15 protein-coding genes and 1 pseudogene are annotated in these 16,094 nt (G+C 59.6%); 8 read left to right on the forward strand and 8 right to left on the reverse strand.

Features of this window, described 5'->3' with window-relative positions:
* Positions 1-18 precede the first annotated feature (18 nt).
* Together AB4N33_RS14690 and AB4N33_RS14695 are read right to left on the reverse strand one after the other, a co-directional pair.
* Positions 19-435, reverse strand: coding sequence for a DUF2846 domain-containing protein (locus tag AB4N33_RS14690; RefSeq protein ID WP_460117239.1), 417 nt, complete (start codon positions 433-435; stop codon positions 19-21).
* Positions 432-860, reverse strand: a complete 429-nt coding sequence (locus tag AB4N33_RS14695; RefSeq protein ID WP_460117240.1) for an Sbal_3080 family lipoprotein — start codon at positions 858-860, stop codon at positions 432-434. The genes AB4N33_RS14690 and AB4N33_RS14695 overlap by 4 nt, the downstream gene beginning before the upstream one ends.
* A gap of 120 nt (positions 861-980) precedes the next feature.
* Here AB4N33_RS14695 and AB4N33_RS14700 point away from each other — a divergent pair, with 120 nt between their 5' ends.
* A complete protein-coding gene (locus AB4N33_RS14700) occupies positions 981-1,256 on the forward strand; it encodes a hypothetical protein (RefSeq protein ID WP_460117241.1) in 276 nt (91 codons plus the stop codon).
* Positions 1,257-1,307: 51 nt separating this feature from the next.
* Here AB4N33_RS14700 and AB4N33_RS14705 read toward each other — a convergent pair whose 3' ends face one another.
* A complete protein-coding gene (locus AB4N33_RS14705) occupies positions 1,308-2,654 on the reverse strand; it encodes a DEAD/DEAH box helicase (protein ID WP_476457628.1) in 1,347 nt (448 codons plus the stop codon).
* Between the two features lie 192 nt (positions 2,655-2,846).
* Between AB4N33_RS14705 and AB4N33_RS14710 the strand changes: the two genes are divergently transcribed.
* Positions 2,847-4,145, forward strand: a complete 1,299-nt coding sequence (locus AB4N33_RS14710) for a mechanosensitive ion channel family protein (RefSeq protein WP_460117243.1) — start codon at positions 2,847-2,849, stop codon at positions 4,143-4,145.
* Positions 4,146-4,254: 109 nt separating this feature from the next.
* Here the strand turns inward: AB4N33_RS14710 and AB4N33_RS14715 are convergent, their stop codons facing one another.
* The 3 genes from AB4N33_RS14715 to AB4N33_RS14725 all read right to left on the reverse strand — a co-directional run bounded on the left by AB4N33_RS14715 (position 4,255) and on the right by AB4N33_RS14725 (position 6,453).
* Positions 4,255-5,121 carry a carboxylate/amino acid/amine transporter gene (locus tag AB4N33_RS14715; protein WP_476457629.1) on the reverse strand — a complete coding sequence of 289 codons (867 nt, stop codon included), beginning with the start codon at positions 5,119-5,121 and terminating at the stop codon, positions 4,255-4,257.
* Positions 5,122-5,376: 255 nt separating this feature from the next.
* Entirely contained in the window at positions 5,377-5,976 is a 600-nt protein-coding gene (locus AB4N33_RS14720; RefSeq protein ID WP_460117245.1) for an FMN-dependent NADH-azoreductase, read from the reverse strand.
* 162 nt (positions 5,977-6,138) lie between these two features.
* Complete coding sequence (locus AB4N33_RS14725) at positions 6,139-6,453, reverse strand: 3-phosphoglycerate kinase (RefSeq protein ID WP_460117246.1); 315 nt, start codon at positions 6,451-6,453, stop codon at positions 6,139-6,141.
* Positions 6,454-6,503: 50 nt separating this feature from the next.
* On the opposite strand from AB4N33_RS14725, the gene AB4N33_RS14730 reads away from it, so the two are divergent.
* From AB4N33_RS14730 to aqpZ, 5 genes and pseudogenes are all read left to right on the forward strand, one after another.
* A complete protein-coding gene (locus AB4N33_RS14730) occupies positions 6,504-7,427 on the forward strand; it encodes a PA3225 family LysR-type transcriptional regulator (protein ID WP_460117247.1) in 924 nt (307 codons plus the stop codon).
* Between the two features lie 14 nt (positions 7,428-7,441).
* Positions 7,442-8,247: pseudogene (locus AB4N33_RS14735) on the forward strand (alpha/beta fold hydrolase).
* Positions 8,248-8,250: 3 nt separating this feature from the next.
* On the forward strand, positions 8,251-8,808 hold the full coding sequence (locus AB4N33_RS14740) for a peptidylprolyl isomerase (RefSeq protein ID WP_368557584.1): 558 nt from the start codon (positions 8,251-8,253) through the stop codon (positions 8,806-8,808).
* Between the two features lie 149 nt (positions 8,809-8,957).
* Positions 8,958-10,790, forward strand: a complete 1,833-nt coding sequence (locus tag AB4N33_RS14745) for an ABC transporter ATP-binding protein (protein ID WP_476457630.1) — start codon at positions 8,958-8,960, stop codon at positions 10,788-10,790.
* 302 nt (positions 10,791-11,092) lie between these two features.
* The gene (aqpZ, locus tag AB4N33_RS14750) at positions 11,093-11,788 is read left to right on the forward strand and encodes an aquaporin Z (RefSeq protein WP_460117249.1); all 696 of its coding nucleotides are present in this window, start codon (positions 11,093-11,095) and stop codon (positions 11,786-11,788) included.
* Between the two features lie 14 nt (positions 11,789-11,802).
* On the opposite strand, the gene AB4N33_RS14755 is transcribed toward aqpZ, so the two are convergent.
* Positions 11,803-12,927 carry a GNAT family N-acetyltransferase gene (locus tag AB4N33_RS14755; RefSeq protein WP_476457631.1) on the reverse strand — a complete coding sequence of 375 codons (1,125 nt, stop codon included), beginning with the start codon at positions 12,925-12,927 and terminating at the stop codon, positions 11,803-11,805.
* A gap of 283 nt (positions 12,928-13,210) precedes the next feature.
* On the opposite strand from AB4N33_RS14755, the gene AB4N33_RS14760 reads away from it, so the two are divergent.
* Entirely contained in the window at positions 13,211-14,527 is a 1,317-nt protein-coding gene (locus AB4N33_RS14760; protein WP_460140029.1) for a putative porin, read from the forward strand.
* A gap of 122 nt (positions 14,528-14,649) precedes the next feature.
* On the opposite strand, the gene AB4N33_RS14765 is transcribed toward AB4N33_RS14760, so the two are convergent.
* The gene (locus tag AB4N33_RS14765) at positions 14,650-15,771 is read right to left on the reverse strand and encodes a beta-ketoacyl-ACP synthase III (protein ID WP_460117252.1); all 1,122 of its coding nucleotides are present in this window, start codon (positions 15,769-15,771) and stop codon (positions 14,650-14,652) included.
* Between the last annotated feature and the right edge of the window lie 323 nt (positions 15,772-16,094).

Here is a 16,094-nt window from a genome sequence, read left to right on the forward strand (position 1 = left end):
TGGCATCGGCCTGCGCCGTTACTTCACCGGTATGTACCCATAGCGCTTGACCATGGACTTGCCATCCTTGTCGCGCAGCCGGACCATTTCAACCCTGTTCTCCTGGGTGTACTCGACGAAGTACTCCTTGCCCGGCTCGACCAGCAGGTTGAGGTAGACAGGTTTTTGCCCAGCGGAGACCTTGTGGATCCCGGGGCTTGCCAGCACCCAGGAATAGGTCTGCTCGTTGAGCCCGACCACCGCGCTGTCATTGATGCTGAACACGCTGTCGTAGAAGCTGCCCTGGATCACCTGGGTGCGCATCATGTAGATCCGTCCCTTGCCCTCAGGGAGCGCAGGCGGTTCGAAGAAGGGTTGGCTGGAGCGTGTGTGACCACAACCGGTCAGCAACAGCAGGAGCAACAGGGCCGATCCATATTTGATTGCCTTGCTCATTTGGCTTGCCCCAGCAGTTGGTTGATGAGCGGTGCCATCTTCTCCTCGACCGAACCGAATTTCGACAGGGAAAGACCGCCATTATTGGTCAGGTTGTATTTGACGTAACCGATCTGCTGGTCACCCTTGTACAGCCGCAGGCTGGCATCGGACAGGTACGCGGTGAAATCCCACGAACGAATGGCGGTATACGTCAGTCGATATTCGCAACTGGCAGGCGCCGGCGCGACATACAGGCGGCTGTCGATGTGGTGTTGGCGCAACAGCGTTTGCACGCCGTCGACGAAGTCACCCACCACCACTTTCGGGTTTTCCTCGATGCACAGTTGGGAAATGTTGTACGAAGGTGCGATGGGCTCGACCTGAACGTTGGTGCAACCGGCCAGGGCCAGTAGAAGACTTGTCGTGATGACTCGGCGAAGCATTTCCAATCCCTGAAACAGCGTGATATCAAAGTGATGCCACATACTAATGGATGGTGCGGAACTTTCCCACTGCCGGGGCCCTCAATCGGATAACTGCCCAAACGGAACCGAGGCCACCCCATGAAAACCCTGCTGAAGATCACCCTCGCCGCCACCCTTGCCTGCGCCCTGCCCGCCTGGGCCTGCACCCCCGAGGAAGCCACCGCCAAACGCGAACAGCTCGCCAGGGAAGTCACCAGGCTGACCGAGCAGAACCCGGCCAAGGCCAAGGAGATCAACGACGAGTTGCAGAAGATGGATCTGGGCACGGCCAGCGCGGATTTGCCGGATAAGTGCCAGTTGATCGACCAGCGTTTGAAGGAGCTGGGTTCGGCAGAGAAGAAGGCCGAAGGTTGATCGCCCGCCCATAAAAAAACCGGACATATGTCCGGTTTTTTTATGGGGTGATTATTCGGCGGCGGGCGCCTCAGGCTTGCGGCGCTTGAGCGGCGCCATGCCGTCCTTGCTGACCAGCGACGGCGCTTCGGCCTTCGGTCGGTTGACGCTCTTGCGTTTGGTCGGGGTCTTGGCGGCGGTTTTTTTCTTGTCGCCCTTGGCGTCGGTCTTTTTCTTCTTCACGCCGACGGCCTTGCCCGAGGCCTTGACCTTTTTCGGTCCGCCGTAGGTGCCCTTGACTTCCTTGATCGTGCGACGCTCGAAGCTCTGCTTGAGGTAGCGTTCGATGCTCGACATCAGGTTCCAGTCGCCGTGGCAAATCAGCGAGATCGCCAGGCCGTCGTTGCCGGCGCGGCCGGTGCGACCGATGCGGTGAACGTATTCGTCGCCGCTGCGCGGCATGTCGAAGTTGATCACCAGGTCCAGGCCGTCCACATCCAGGCCACGGGCAGCAACGTCGGTGGCCACGAGGATCTTCACGCCGCCCTGCTTCAGACGGTCGATGGCCAGCTTGCGGTCTTTCTGGTCTTTTTCACCGTGCAGGACAAACGCCTTGTATTCCTGCGCCACCAGGCGACCGTAAATGCGGTCGGCCATGGCCCGGGTGTTGGTGAAGATAATGGCCTTCTGATAGGTCTCGTTGGCCAGCAACCAATTGACGATCTGCTCTTTGTGCTGGTTGTGGTCAGCGGTAATGATCTGCTGACGGGTGGTTTCGTTCAGTTGGCTGACCGCGTTGAGCTGCAAATGCTCAGGGTTGTTCAGAACCTTGGCGACCATCTCGCGCAGGCCCGAACCACCGGTGGTGGCGGAGAACAACATGGTTTGCTGGCGATTCGGGCATTCGTCCACCAGACGCTGCACGTCGTCGGCAAAGCCCATATCGAGCATGCGATCGGCTTCGTCGAGTACCAGCACTTCAACCTCTTTCAGGTCGAGGTTGCCGGCGTTCAGTTGCTCGATCATCCGTCCCGGCGTACCGATCAGGATGTCCGGCACCTTGCGCAGCATCGCGGCCTGGACCTTGAAGTCTTCCCCGCCGGTGATCAGACCGGACTTGATGAAGGTGAACTGCGAGAAGCGTTCGACTTCCTTCAAGGTCTGCTGCGCCAGCTCACGGGTCGGCAGCAGGATCAGGGTCTTGATGCTGACCCGGACTTTCGCCGGGCCGATCAGGCGGTTGAGAATCGGCAGAACGAAAGCGGCGGTCTTGCCGCTGCCGGTTTGCGCCGTCACCCGCAGGTCACGCCCCTGGAGCGCCAGCGGGATGGCCGCTGCTTGCACAGGCGTAGGCTCGACAAATTTAAGCTCGGCCACGGCTTTGAGCAGGCGTTCGTGCAGGGCGAATTCGGAAAACACGGGTGCTACCTCGAAGAAATGCAGAAAATCAGCGGCATAGGTTACCGGTTTCGAGCGCCAAGGCCGAGTTTCTTTACGAAATCGACAGTAAACAGTGGCTTTTGTGTTGCGTTGTTTGTCCCCAATTGTCATTGAAAGCGCCTTAAATGCTCTAATTACCTCGACGCGTCCTACAGAAGAACCGGTTTACCTATGGATATTCAACAGCTCTGGATCAACATTCAGGACCTCTGGGGAGCGCTCGACCAGCACCCGCTCCTGCGTTCGGGCCTCGGCCTGCTGACGTTGCTGGTGGTGGCACTGGTCCTCGGACGAGTGGCGCGCTACCTGATTCTGCATGCAACCAAAATGCTCGCGCGCCAACCGGCTTTGCACTGGGTCAGCGACTTTTTGCAGAACAAGGTGTTTCATCGCCTGGCCCAGATGACGCCGCCGCTGGTGATCCAGTTCGGCCTGCACCTGGTGCCGGAATTGGGCAAGACCAGCCTGACCTTCCTCGGCAACGTCGCGCTGGCATTCACCATTCTCTTCATGATGCTGGCCCTCAGTGCCCTGCTCAACGCACTGCTGGACATCTACGCCCGCACCGAACACGCCCGCACCCGCTCGATCAAGGGCTACGTGCAACTGGCGAAAATGGTCTTGTACGTGTTCGGCGCGATCATCATCGTCGCCACGCTCATCGACCGCTCGCCGCTGTTGCTGCTGTCGGGCCTGGGTGCCATGTCGGCGGTGATCCTGTTGGTCTACAAGGACACGCTGCTGTCCTTCGTCGCCAGCGTACAACTGACCAGCAACGACATGTTGCGCGTCGGCGACTGGATCGAGATGCCGCAGGTCGGCGCCGATGGTGATGTGGTGGACATCACCCTGCACACCGTCAAGGTGCAGAACTTCGACAAAACCATCGTCTCCATCCCCACCTGGCGCCTGATGTCCGAGTCGTTCCGCAACTGGCGCGGCATGCAGCAATCCGGAGGTCGCCGAATCAAGCGCAGCCTGTTCATCGATGCCAGCGGCGTACGTTTCATCCGCGACGACGAAGAACAAAAACTCTCCCAGGTGCACCTGCTGACCGACTACATCAATCGAAAACAAGCCGAACTCAAGGCCTGGAACGAGGCCCAGGGCAACGTCGCGGCCATGTCGGCCAACCGCCGGCGCATGACCAACATCGGTACATTCCGCGCGTACGCATTAGCGTATTTGAAAAGCCACCCGGAGGTTGCGCCAAACATGACCTGCATGGTGCGCCAACTGCAGACCACGGCCCAGGGCATCCCGCTGGAAATCTATTGCTTCACCCGCACCACGGTGTGGGCCGATTACGAGCGGATTCAGGGGGATATTTTCGACTACCTGCTGGCGGTGCTTCCGGAGTTTGGCTTGAGCCTGTATCAGCAGCCCAGTGGTGGGGATCTAAGGGCCGGGTTGTTGCCGGCGGTGTTGGGGGCGAGTCATCTTCCTGAGCCTGAAAAACACTTGATGTAAAACTCAGTCCCCTTGTGGGAGCGGGCTTGCTCGCGAAAGCGATGTATCAGCCAACACAAATGTTGGATCTGAAGTCGCAATCGCGGGCAAGCCCGCTCCCACAGTTGGTTCAGTGTGCAGTGGTAGTTTTGCGTATCCCCAACCGACTGATCCACACCGCCGCCAATATCACCGTCCCACCCAACAGCAACCGCCCCAGTTCCTCATGCTGATTCCAGATCAGCAGGTTCAGCAGCAGCCCAACGGGCACGTGCAGGTTGTTCATCACCGCCAGCGTGCCGCCGTTGACGAGGCAGGCGCCCTTGTTCCACCAATACAGGCCCAGCGCGGTGGAGACCAGGCCGAGGAAAATAAGCACGGCCCATTGCAAGGGCGCTTCGGGCAGGAAGTTCTGTTTGCCGAACAGCAGGAACGCCGGCAGTGCTACCGCCAAGGCACCCAGGTAGAAATAACCGAAACGCCGGTAGTGCGGCAGGTCGCTGGGGTGGCGTGCCACCAGGTGTTTGTACAGCACCTGGCCCGCCGCGTAAGTGAAGTTGGCCAATTGCAGCAACAGGAACCCCATGAAGAAGTCCGGGTTGATGCGGTCATAGCGAATCACAGCAGCGCCCGCGACCGCGACCAATGCGGCGATCAGCGCCCAGGGATTGAAGCGTCGGTTCAGCGCGTCTTCAATCAAGGTCACGTGCAGCGGCGTCAGGATAGTGAACAGCAGCACTTCCGGCACCGTCAGCACCCGGAAGCTAAGGTACAGGCAGACGTAGGTCACGCCGAACTGCAACGCCCCGATCAGCAGCATGCCGCGCATGAAGGCTGGCTCCACCGAGCGCCAGCGTGTCAGGGGAATGAATACCAGCCCTGCCAGCAGCACCCGGATCAGCACCGCAAAGTAACTGTCGACGTGCCCGGCCAGATATTCGCCGATCAAGCTGAAGGAAAACGCCTGGATCAGCGTGACAAAAAGTAGATAGCCCATGTTCGCCTCATTTGGAATGGCGGCGACGATAGCGGGTTTTGCCCTGAAGTTGTAGGAGCGAGCTTGCTCGCTCCTACAGAGGGTTGGGGTGCTCACAAAATCCCAGGCAAAAAAAAAGCCCGATCTCGCTAAGCGTTCAATCGGGCGGTAGCACTCAGGAGCAAAAAGTGCAAAGGGAGGTTCGATGCGCGTGAAACCTTGAAGGGGATTCGCCAGGTCACTAGACCATCCGGTGATTATCTGGCGATTAACGGCTCAGGCCACCTGGGCCAGCTTGGCGTTGGCCTGGTTCAAGCCTTTCTCCTGGAAGTCGCCCCCCAGGTTCATGCCTTCGGCGTGGATGAAGGTCACGTCATGGATGCCGATGAAGCCCATCACCTGACGCAGGTACGGTTCCTGATGATCGGCCGGGCCACCGGCGTAGATCCCGCCGCGAGCCGTCAACACATAGGCACGCTTGCCGCTGAGCAGGCCTTGCGGGCCAGTCTCGGTGTATTTGAAGGTCACGCCGGCACGCAGCACATGGTCGAGCCAGGCCTTGAGGGTGCTCGGGATCGCGAAGTTATACATCGGCGCGGCCAGCACCAGTACGTCGGCGGCCAGCACTTCATCGGTCAGCTCGTTGGAGCGTTCCAGGGAAGCTTGTTCGATCTCGTTGCGCTGCTCGGCCGATTTCATCCAACCACCCAGCAGGTTGATGTCCAGGTGCGGCACCGGGTTGATGGCCAGGTCGCGGACGGTGATCTCATCCTGCGGGTGCGCGGCTTTCCACTGGCTGATGAAAGTCTGGGTCAGTTGACGAGATACCGAGTCTTGCTGGCGGGCGCTGCTTTCGATGATCAGAACGCGGGACATGGGATGTAGCCTCCATCTGAGAATGCTGTAAGTCGATGGAGTGAAGGTTAAACAGAGTCATATCGATGAAAAAGCGCAAATATCTGCTACAACCCATCAATAAATTCGTTTATAAGCTGTCCATGCCCTATGGGGACCATCGGTCCCCACCGGAACCTGATGTTATTTCGGGGTGCAGGTGAGCTTGATGCGCATCTTGATGATGGACCGGTTGAACTTGGCGGTAGCGGTCTTGTGCTTGCCGGCGGCTACTTCGATGCTGCGGGTACGCGGCGCCTCCGGACCATTGTTGAAGACCACCTTGCAGGAGGCGTCGACGTCGCCGTAATTGTTGACCTGGATGGAGGCAATGTCGGTATCCGTGTCATTGGCGTTGTAGTCGATGCTCATGCCGTTCAGTTGTTTTTGTACGTCGATCGGGTAGGCAAACGCCGTCAACGGCAAGATCGCCAGCAGCACGAAACAGAATTTTCTCATTCGGCAGTCTCCAATAAGGGACCGCCAGCTTAGGACAAGAGGAGCTCAACATGAAAGCGCCCCGCGTGACCCTTGATCAATGGCGAACGTTGCAGGCCGTGGTCGACCACGGCGGTTTCGCCCAGGCCGCCGAAGCGCTGCACCGCTCGCAATCGTCCGTCAGCTACACCGTCGCCCGTATGCAGGATCAGCTCGGCGTGCCGCTGCTGCGTATCGATGGGCGCAAGGCCGTGCTCACCGAAGCCGGCGGGGTGCTGCTGCGCCGCTCCCGGCAACTGGTGAAACAGGCCAGCCAGCTCGAAGACCTGGCGCACCACATGGAACAGGGCTGGGAAGCGGAAGTACGGCTGGTGGTGGACGCCGCCTACCCGAGCGCACGCCTCGTCCGTGCCCTGACTGCCTTTATGCCGCAAAGCCGTGGCTGTCGAGTGCGTCTGCGCGAAGAGGTGCTGTCGGGCGTAGAGGAGGTGCTGCTCGAAGGCGTGGCTGACCTGGCGATTACCAGTTTCAGTATTCCGGGTTACCTGGGGGCGGAACTGAGTGACGTCGAATTCATCGCCGTCGCCCACCCCGAGCACGCCCTGCACCGCTTGAACCGTGAATTGAGCTTCCAGGACCTGGAAAGCCAGATGCAAGTGGTGATCCGCGACTCCGGTCGCCAACAGCCGCGAGACGTCGGCTGGCTGGGTGCCGAACAGCGCTGGACCGTCGGCAGCCTGGCCACTGCCGCGACGTTTGTCAGCAGCGGACTGGGTTTCGCCTGGTTACCACGGCACATGATCGAACGGGAACTCAAGGAAGGTTCGCTCAAGCTGCTACCGTTGGATCAGGGCGGCAGCCGTAACCCGAGCTTCTACCTGTATTCGAACAAGGACAAACCGCTGGGTCCGGCGACGCAAATCCTCATCGACCTGCTGCGCAATTTCGACACCGCGCCGCTGGACGCGCCCTTCGCCGCCCCCGAACAAGCCTGACACGGAGTGAACCGATGGCCTATTTCGAACATGAAGGTTGCCACCTGCACTATGAGGAATATGGCCACGGCGCTCCACTGCTGCTGGTCCACGGCCTGGGTTCCAGTACCCTGGACTGGGAAAAACAGATCCCGGCACTCTCGGCCCGTTATCGGGTGATCGTGCCAGACGTACGCGGTCACGGACGTTCGGACAAACCCCGCGAGCGCTACAGCATCGCCGGATTCAGCGCCGACCTGGTCGCCTTGATCGAGCATCTGGACCTCGGGCCCGTGCACTATGTGGGTCTGTCCATGGGCGGCATGATCGGTTTTCAACTGGCGGTGGACCACCCGTCCTTGCTCAAGAGCCTGTGCATCGTCAACAGCGCACCCGAGGTCAAGCTGCGCAGCCGCGACGATTACTGGCAGTGGTTCAAACGCTGGAGCCTGATGCGTATGCTGAGCCTGGGCACCATCGGCAAGGCCCTTGGCGCCAAGCTGTTCCCAAAACCGGAACAAGCCCAATTGCGGCAAATGATGGCCGAGCGCTGGGCAAAAAATGACAAACATGCTTATCTCGCCAGCTTCGATGCCATCGTTGGCTGGGGTGTTCAGGAACGACTGTCAAAGGTGTCCTGTCCAACCCTCATCGTCAGCGCCGACCGTGACTACACACCGGTCGCGCTGAAAGAGAATTACGTCAAACTGCTGCCCGATGCGCGGTTGGTGGTGATCGCCGATTCGCGCCACGCCACACCGCTGGATCAACCGGAACGCTTCAACCAAACCCTGCTCGAGTTTCTCACCGCAGTCGATACCACCCCAATCAGGATCACTGACCCATGCTGAAAAAAATCGCCCTCGTCGCCGGCTCCGTTCTGTTTGCCGCCAACCTGATGGCCGCCACACCGGCCAAGGCGCCACACGTGTTGCTGGAAACCACCAACGGCCAGATCGAAATCGAACTGGACCCGGTCAAGGCGCCGATCAGTACCAAAAACTTTCTTGAGTACGTCGACAGCGGCTTCTACAACAACACGATTTTCCACCGTGTGATCCCGGGCTTCATGGTCCAGGGCGGTGGTTTCACTCAACAGATGCAGCAGAAAGAAACCAAGGCACCGATCCAGAACGAATCGAAAAACGGCCTGCACAACGTGCGTGGCACGCTGTCCATGGCACGTACTTCGAACCCGAATTCGGCCACCAGCCAGTTCTTCATCAACGTCAAGGACAACGACTTCCTGGACCAGGGTGATGGCTACGCCGTGTTTGGCAAGGTTGTGAAGGGCATGGATGTGGTCGACATCATCGTCAATTCCCCTACCACCGTGCGCGGCGGCATGAAGGATGTGCCGGCTGACCCGGTGTACATCAAGTCGGCCAAGCGCATCGATTAAGCCCCCTTTACTGTAGGAGCGAGCATGCTCGCGATGGTAGCCCAGACACCGCAGGCATCCAGACAGCCAGCGTAATCGTTGACCACCATCGCGAGCATGCTCGCTCCTACAGAAGTTCCGGGAAAAGCCCTTTACCGGGCGGAGAACCAATGCTTTATCGCCGTTTTGAAAAGCTCATCGATGTCTTCCGTGACGCCCCGACGGCCACTCCGCCGGACCGTGTCTTCCCCTTCTACGTCCACTACCTCAAACAAGTCTGGCCAAGCTTCGCGGTCCTGCTGACCGTGGGCCTGTTCGGCGCCTTGATTGAAGTGGCGCTGTTCAGCTACCTGAGCCGCATCATCGACCTGGCCCAGGGCACGCCCAACGTCAATTTTTTCAAGGATCATGGCCTTGAACTGGCCTGGATGGCGGTCGTGGCGCTGATCCTGCGCCCGGTGTTCGTCGGCCTGCATGACCTGCTCGTGCACCAGACCCTGAGCCCGAGCATGACCAGCCTGATCCGCTGGCAGAACCACAGCTACGTGCTCAAGCAGAGCCTGAATTTCTTCCAGAACGACTTCGCCGGACGCATCGCCCAACGCATCATGCAAACGGGCAACTCCCTGCGCGATTCCGCCGTGCAGGCAGTCGATGCCCTGTGGCACGTGCTGATCTATGCGATCAGTTCGCTGGTGCTATTCGCCGAGGCCGACTGGCGCCTGATGATCCCGCTGCTGTGCTGGATCGCCGCCTACATCGGCGCGCTCTACTACTTCGTGCCACGGGTCAAGGAACGCTCGGTGGTCTCCTCGGACGCACGCTCCCAACTCATGGGCCGCATCGTCGACGGCTACACCAACATCACCACGCTGAAGCTGTTCGCCCACACCAACTACGAACAGCAATACGCCCGGGAAGCCATTGACGAACAGACGGTCAAGGCACAGCTCGCCGGGCGTGTGGTCACCAGCATGGACCTGGTCGTCACCAGTCTCAACGGCCTGCTGATCGTCACCACCACCGGCCTCGCCCTGTGGTTATGGACGCAGTCACTGATCACCGTCGGCGCGATCGCCCTGGCTACCGGCCTGGTAATCCGCATCGTCAACATGTCCGGCTGGATCATGTGGGTGGTCACCGGCATCTTCGAAAACATCGGCATGGTCCAGGACGGTTTGCAGAGTATCTCGCAACCGATCGCCGTCACCGACCGCGACGACGCCAAGCCGCTGGTCGTGCCGCGCGGCGAAGTGCGCTTCGAGCAGGTGGACTTCCACTACGGTAAACAGAAAGGGGTCATTGGCGGCCTCAACCTGACGATCAAGGCCGGTGAGAAAATCGGCCTGATCGGCCCGTCCGGTGCGGGTAAGTCCACCCTGGTCAACCTGCTGCTGCGTCTCTACGACGTAGAGGGCGGGCGCATCAGCATCGATGGCCAGAACATCGCCGAGGTCGATCAGGAAAGCCTGCGCGCGCGTATCGGCATGATCACCCAGGACACCTCGCTGCTGCACCGCTCGATCCGCGACAACCTGCTTTATGGCAAACCCGATGCCACCGATGCGCAGTTGTGGGAAGCGGTGCACAAGGCCCGCGCCGACGAGTTCATCCCGTTGCTTTCAGACGCCGAAGGCCGAACAGGCTTCGATGCCCATGTCGGTGAACGGGGGGTCAAGCTTTCCGGAGGCCAGCGCCAACGGATCGCCATCGCCCGGGTGCTGCTCAAGGATGCGCCAATCCTGATCATGGACGAAGCCACCTCGGCGCTGGATTCGGAGGTCGAAGCCGCGATCCAGGAAAGCCTGGAAACCCTGATGCAAGGCAAGACCGTGATCGCCATCGCCCACCGCCTCTCGACCATCGCCCGCATGGACCGCCTGGTGGTACTGGAGAAAGGCCGCATTGCCGAAACCGGCACCCATGCCGAACTGCTGGCCCATGGCGGGTTGTATGCGCGGTTGTGGCAGCACCAGACGGGTGGGTTTGTGGGGATTGATTGATCTCGTAGGACACCGCAATCCACTGTAGGAGCGGGCTTGCCCGCGATTGCGGTGGGTCATTGAACAGAATCGTTGACTGATACACCGTAATCGCGGGCAAGCCCGCTCCTACAGGGCACCTCGCCCGACCAAATAAACCGCCACAGCCCGCCAACCGCGGGGCCTGGCGGTTTTTTTATCGCCGCTGGAAATCCGCATAAATCGTGCTGTACTCACCACAGGTTCTGGAGATGAACCTGTCGTAAGTCTGCAGGATGCATTACTCGATACAGTCTCGATAGCACGCTATCAAGGACACGCTCATGTCTCTGTTCAAACGTTCAGTCACTGAGTTGTTAGGTACGTTCTGGCTGGTGTTGGGGGGTTGCGGCAGTGCGGTGTTGGCCGCGTCTTCTCCGCTGGGCATCGGGGTGCTGGGCGTAGCCCTGGCGTTTGGCCTCACAGTGCTGACCATGGCCTTCGCGATCGGCCACATTTCCGGCTGCCACCTGAACCCCGCCGTGTCGGTGGGCCTCACCGTGGGTGGCCGGTTTCCCGCACGGGAATTGCCGGCCTACATCATTGCCCAAGTCATCGGTGCGATCATCGCTGCCGGCTTGATCTACTACATTGCCAGCGGCAAGGAAGGTTTCGACCTCTCTGCCGGCCTCGCTTCCAATGGGTACGGCGAACATTCCCCCGGCAAGTACTCGATGGCCGCAGGGTTTGTCTGCGAGTTGGTGATGACGGCGATGTTCGTGCTGATCATCCTCGGCGCCACCGACAAACGCGCACCGGCCGGGCTGGCACCGATTGCCATTGGCCTGGCCCTGACACTGATCCACCTGATCTCGATTCCCGTCACCAACACTTCCGTCAACCCGGCCCGCAGCACCGGCCCGGCATTGATTGTCGGCGGCTGGGCCATCGCGCAGTTGTGGATGTTCTGGGTGGCGCCGCTGCTCGGCGCGGTCATGGGTGGCGTGACGTATCGATGGCTGGGTAAAGAAGATTCCTGAACCCCGGGCGAGGATCAGCCTTGTCGATAGGGCAAGGCAGACCTCGCCTCCTCGGCATAGGCCAATACGCCAAGGCGCTCCTGTTGCAGGAAATCCTTGACCGCGGCTTTCAGGCCCGAATGACGAAGGTAATGCCAGGAATGGGTGATCACCGGCTCGAAGCCGCGGATCAACTTGTGTTCACCCTGGGCTCCAGCGTCAAAACGTTGAAAGCCGTTGGCGATCGCGTAGTCCATGCCTTGATAGAAGCAGGTCTCGAAATGCAGGCGGTCGAACTCCGCCAGGCAGCCCCAATAACGCCCGTAAAAACTGTCCCCCCCCACCAGGCTGAAGGCCATGGCCACCGGCCGTGAGCCCTGTTTGGCCAACACCACGCGAATCGCCTCCGGCATGCGCTCGGCCAGCAGACTGAAAAATTCCCGGGTCAGATAAGGCCTTTGCCTACGCACCGCGTAGGTGTTGGCGTAGCAGGCATAGATGAAATCCCACTGCACCTCATCCAGCTCCCGACCTTCCAGCCACTCGAAGTCGAAACCCTGCCCTGCCACTTGTTCGCGCTCCTTGCGCATCTGCTTGCGCTTGCGCGAACTGAGCACGTCGAGGAAGTCCTGGAAATCGCCATAACCGCGATTCTGCCAGTGATACTGGCAGCCAATGCGTTGCAACCACCCGGATTGCTCGGCCAGTGCGGCGTCGGTGAACGGGTCGGTGAAATTGATGTGCGCACTGCCAAGCCCTTCGATTTCCAGGTAACCGGGCAGGCTCTTGAGCAACTCAAAACCGTCTTCGACCGACCCCGCCAGCAGGCGCGGACCGCTGACCGGGCTGAAGGGCACAGCGGTCAACAACTTCGGGTAATAGTCGATGCCGGCCCGCTCGCAAGCGTCCGCCCAGGCGTGATCGAACACGTACTCGCCGTAGGAATGCCACTTGCGATAACTGGGCAATGCGGCAATCAGCCGCTCACCGTCCATGTGCAGCAAATGCTCGGGCTGCCATCCCGAATGAGGACCGACACTGCCACTGTCCTCCAGTGAGCTGAGAAAGGCATGGCGCAGAAACGGCTGACTCTCCGGCACCAGGGCGTCCCAGGTAGGCGGGTCTATTTCAGACAGTTTTTGCAGACGTTTCAACGGCATCGAATCCTCTCCACTTCGCGGGCCAGAGCCTCGCAAGTATTGCTTATCGGCACTCATTCCACACCTCGCGATCGCGCGACAAAGGTGCTGAAGCAAAGTTCAAAAAACCCACAAAACGTCATCGAGACGCCATCACATTGCCACTGCTTTGTCATAAACCATCGCGATACTGGCGCCAGTTTTTAGAGCGCCGGGTTCTAACCCGGTCACTGTTTTCCGTCCTTCAACGGTCGGTTGTGCCCTGGATGACCCGGTCATCCTCTCTCACCCTTCGGAGATTGATATGCGTCTTGCTTCCACGAAAACTGCGGCAGCCCTGTGTGGCGGCCTGCTGTTGGCCATGAGTGTACCGGCCAGCGCCGCAGTCGACGCCAAACTGCTGGACATGCTCAAGGCTAACGGTTCGATTACCAATGCCCAGTACAGCGAATTGCAAGCCGAACTGGCCCGTGATCAGAAAGAACAGCAGATCGCTCGCCAGGCTCAGCAAGAGACCAACGAGCAGATCGCCGCGACCGCAAAGAAAACCAACGAGCTGAGCTCCTTCGACCAGAAACTGGCGTGGGCAGCCAAGACCCAGTTCAAGGGTGACGTACGTTTCCGTCAGGAAACCGTGAAGAACGACGGCGTTTCCAACTCCGGTGACCAGGACCGTCAGCGTATCCGTGTACGCCTGGGTGCCTACACCGAGATCAACCCGCAAGTCGATACCGGTATCCGTATCGCCACCGGTAGCGACAACGATCCACGCTCGACCAACCAGAGTCTGGACAACAACTTCACCAAGAAAGACATCTGGCTGGACCAGGGTTACGTCGACTACCACCCGGACGCCATCAAGAACCTGCACCTCGTAGCGGGCAAGATGCCGCAGCAATGGGTGAGCATGGGCGACATCATCTGGGATAGCGACATCAGCCCGGAAGGCCTGTCGGCTTCCTACAAATACCCGCTGGGCGGCAGCACCGAGCTGTTCGGCAGCGCCGGTCACTACACCCTCAAGGACAACGTCGACGGCGACGGCAAACAGTTCCGTCACGACCTGCGCCTGTACGCCGGCCAGTTGGGTGCACGCTTTGCGATCACCGACAACCTGAAAATGACCCTGGGCGGCAGTATCTACGCCTACGACAACGACAACGACATCAGCAACACCTGTACTGCCAACAGCTGCCGCCTGGCCATCAACGGCAACACCGCCAACGAACAGTTCAAGTTGTACGAAGGCTTCGGCCAACTGGACATCGGCGGTCTGCCAATGCCACTGTCGCTGTACGGCCAGGTGGTCAACAACAAAGACGCCAGCAACGATCAGGACATGGGCTGGCTGGTCGGCGCCAAGACCAAGGTCTACGGCTTCGGTATCGACTACAACTACCGCGACGTACAGCGTAACGCCGTGGTGGGTGCTTTCACCGACTCGGACTTCGCCAACGGTTTCACCGGTTCGCGCGGCAGCAAGCTGAAAGTGAGCTACGACCTGGACAAGAACTTTGCCCTGGGCGCGACGTACTTCATGGCTGATTCGGACTACACCAACGCCACGCTGCGGGACTCGAAGATCAACACCCTGCAACTGGATGCTGAAGCGAAGTTCTGATACCCGCTCCACGACTCGGGCAAGGAAGCCCGAGGCGCATCTTACAACCTGGCGTTGCCGTATCGGTCCCCATCATCCGTCCGATACAGCAGCGCCAGGTTTTTTGCGTTTGGCCCAAACGATCACAGCTTGCGCAAAATCACACTACCAATCGAATAACCGGCACCAAACGAGCTGAGCACTGCCAGCGAGCCGGAGGCCAGGTCGTCCTGGTTTTTGTGGAACGAAATCACCGAACCTGCGGAACTGGTGTTGGCATAGGTGTCGAGGATCACCGGAGCTTCCTGTTCGGTGGCGTCGCGGCCCAGCAGCTTCTTGACGATCAGGTGGTTCATGCTCAGGTTGGCCTGGTGCAGCCAGAAGCGCTTCACATCCGCGACATTGAGCTGGTTCTCGGCAAGGTGCTGGCCAATCAGCTCGGCCACCATCGGGCAGACTTCCTTGAACACCTTGCGACCTTCCTGCACGAACAGTTTGTCCCGGGTGCCGATGCCCTCTTCGGCGGCGCGGTTAAGGAAGCCGAAGTTGTTGCGAATATTGTTGGAGAACTTGGTCAGCAGCTTGGTGCTGACGATGTCGAACTGATACGGGGACGTAGCCAGGTCAGCCCGTTCGATGATCACTGCGGTGGCGGCGTCGCCGAAGATGAAGTGGCTGTCGCGGTCACGGAAGTTCAGGTGACCGGTGCACACTTCCGGGTTGACCATCAGGATCGCCCGGGCCTGGCCCAACTGGATGCTGTTGGCAGCGGCCTGGATACCAAAAGTGGCCGAGGAACAGGCCACGTTCATGTCGAAACCGAAACCTTCGATGCCCAGCGCTTCCTGAACTTCGATGGCGATGGCCGGATAGGCCCGTTGCAGGTTGGAGCAGGCGACGATCACGCCGTCAATGTCGGCAGCAGTCTTGCCGGCGCGTTGCAAGGCTTGCTCGGCAGCACCGATCGCCATCTGGCACAGCACCGACCACTCGTCATTCGAGCGTTCCGGCAGACGGGGCGTCATGCGTTGCGGGTCGAGAATGCCTTCCTTGTCCATGACAAAGCGGCTTTTGATCCCGGAGGCTTTTTCGATGAAGGCGGCGCTGGATTCGGTCAACGCCTGGATTTCGCCGCGGGCGATGGCGTCTGCGTTGTCGGCGTTGAATTGCGCGACGTAAGCATTGAAAGACTGCACCAGCTCTTCGTTGGAAATGCTGTTGGCCGGGGTGTACAGGCCGGTGCCGCTGATGACGACGTTATGCATGGTCGTTTCTCGAAATTGATTCAGGCAGAAAGCATTGGCACCGACGTACCAATACATAAAGGGTCTATTCCCCTCCAGGGGACGCAAACCTGGCATCGCTTTATTCCGACATCCGACCCGTGCGAAGGCACTGGGTCACGAAACCGGCGTTTATGGTCGCGAAGTTTGCCATAAATGGCAGGTTTTGGCGTGTTTTGCCGGTAACCCGCCAAACACCGGCCCTGTAGGAGCGAGCTTGCTCGCGATGGGCGTGAGAACACCGCGGGGTGTCAGGCTTCCCGTGTCATCGTTGACGTCCATCGCGAGCAAGCTCGCTCCTACAG

The organism is Pseudomonas sp. S1_E05, from assembly GCF_056337105.1.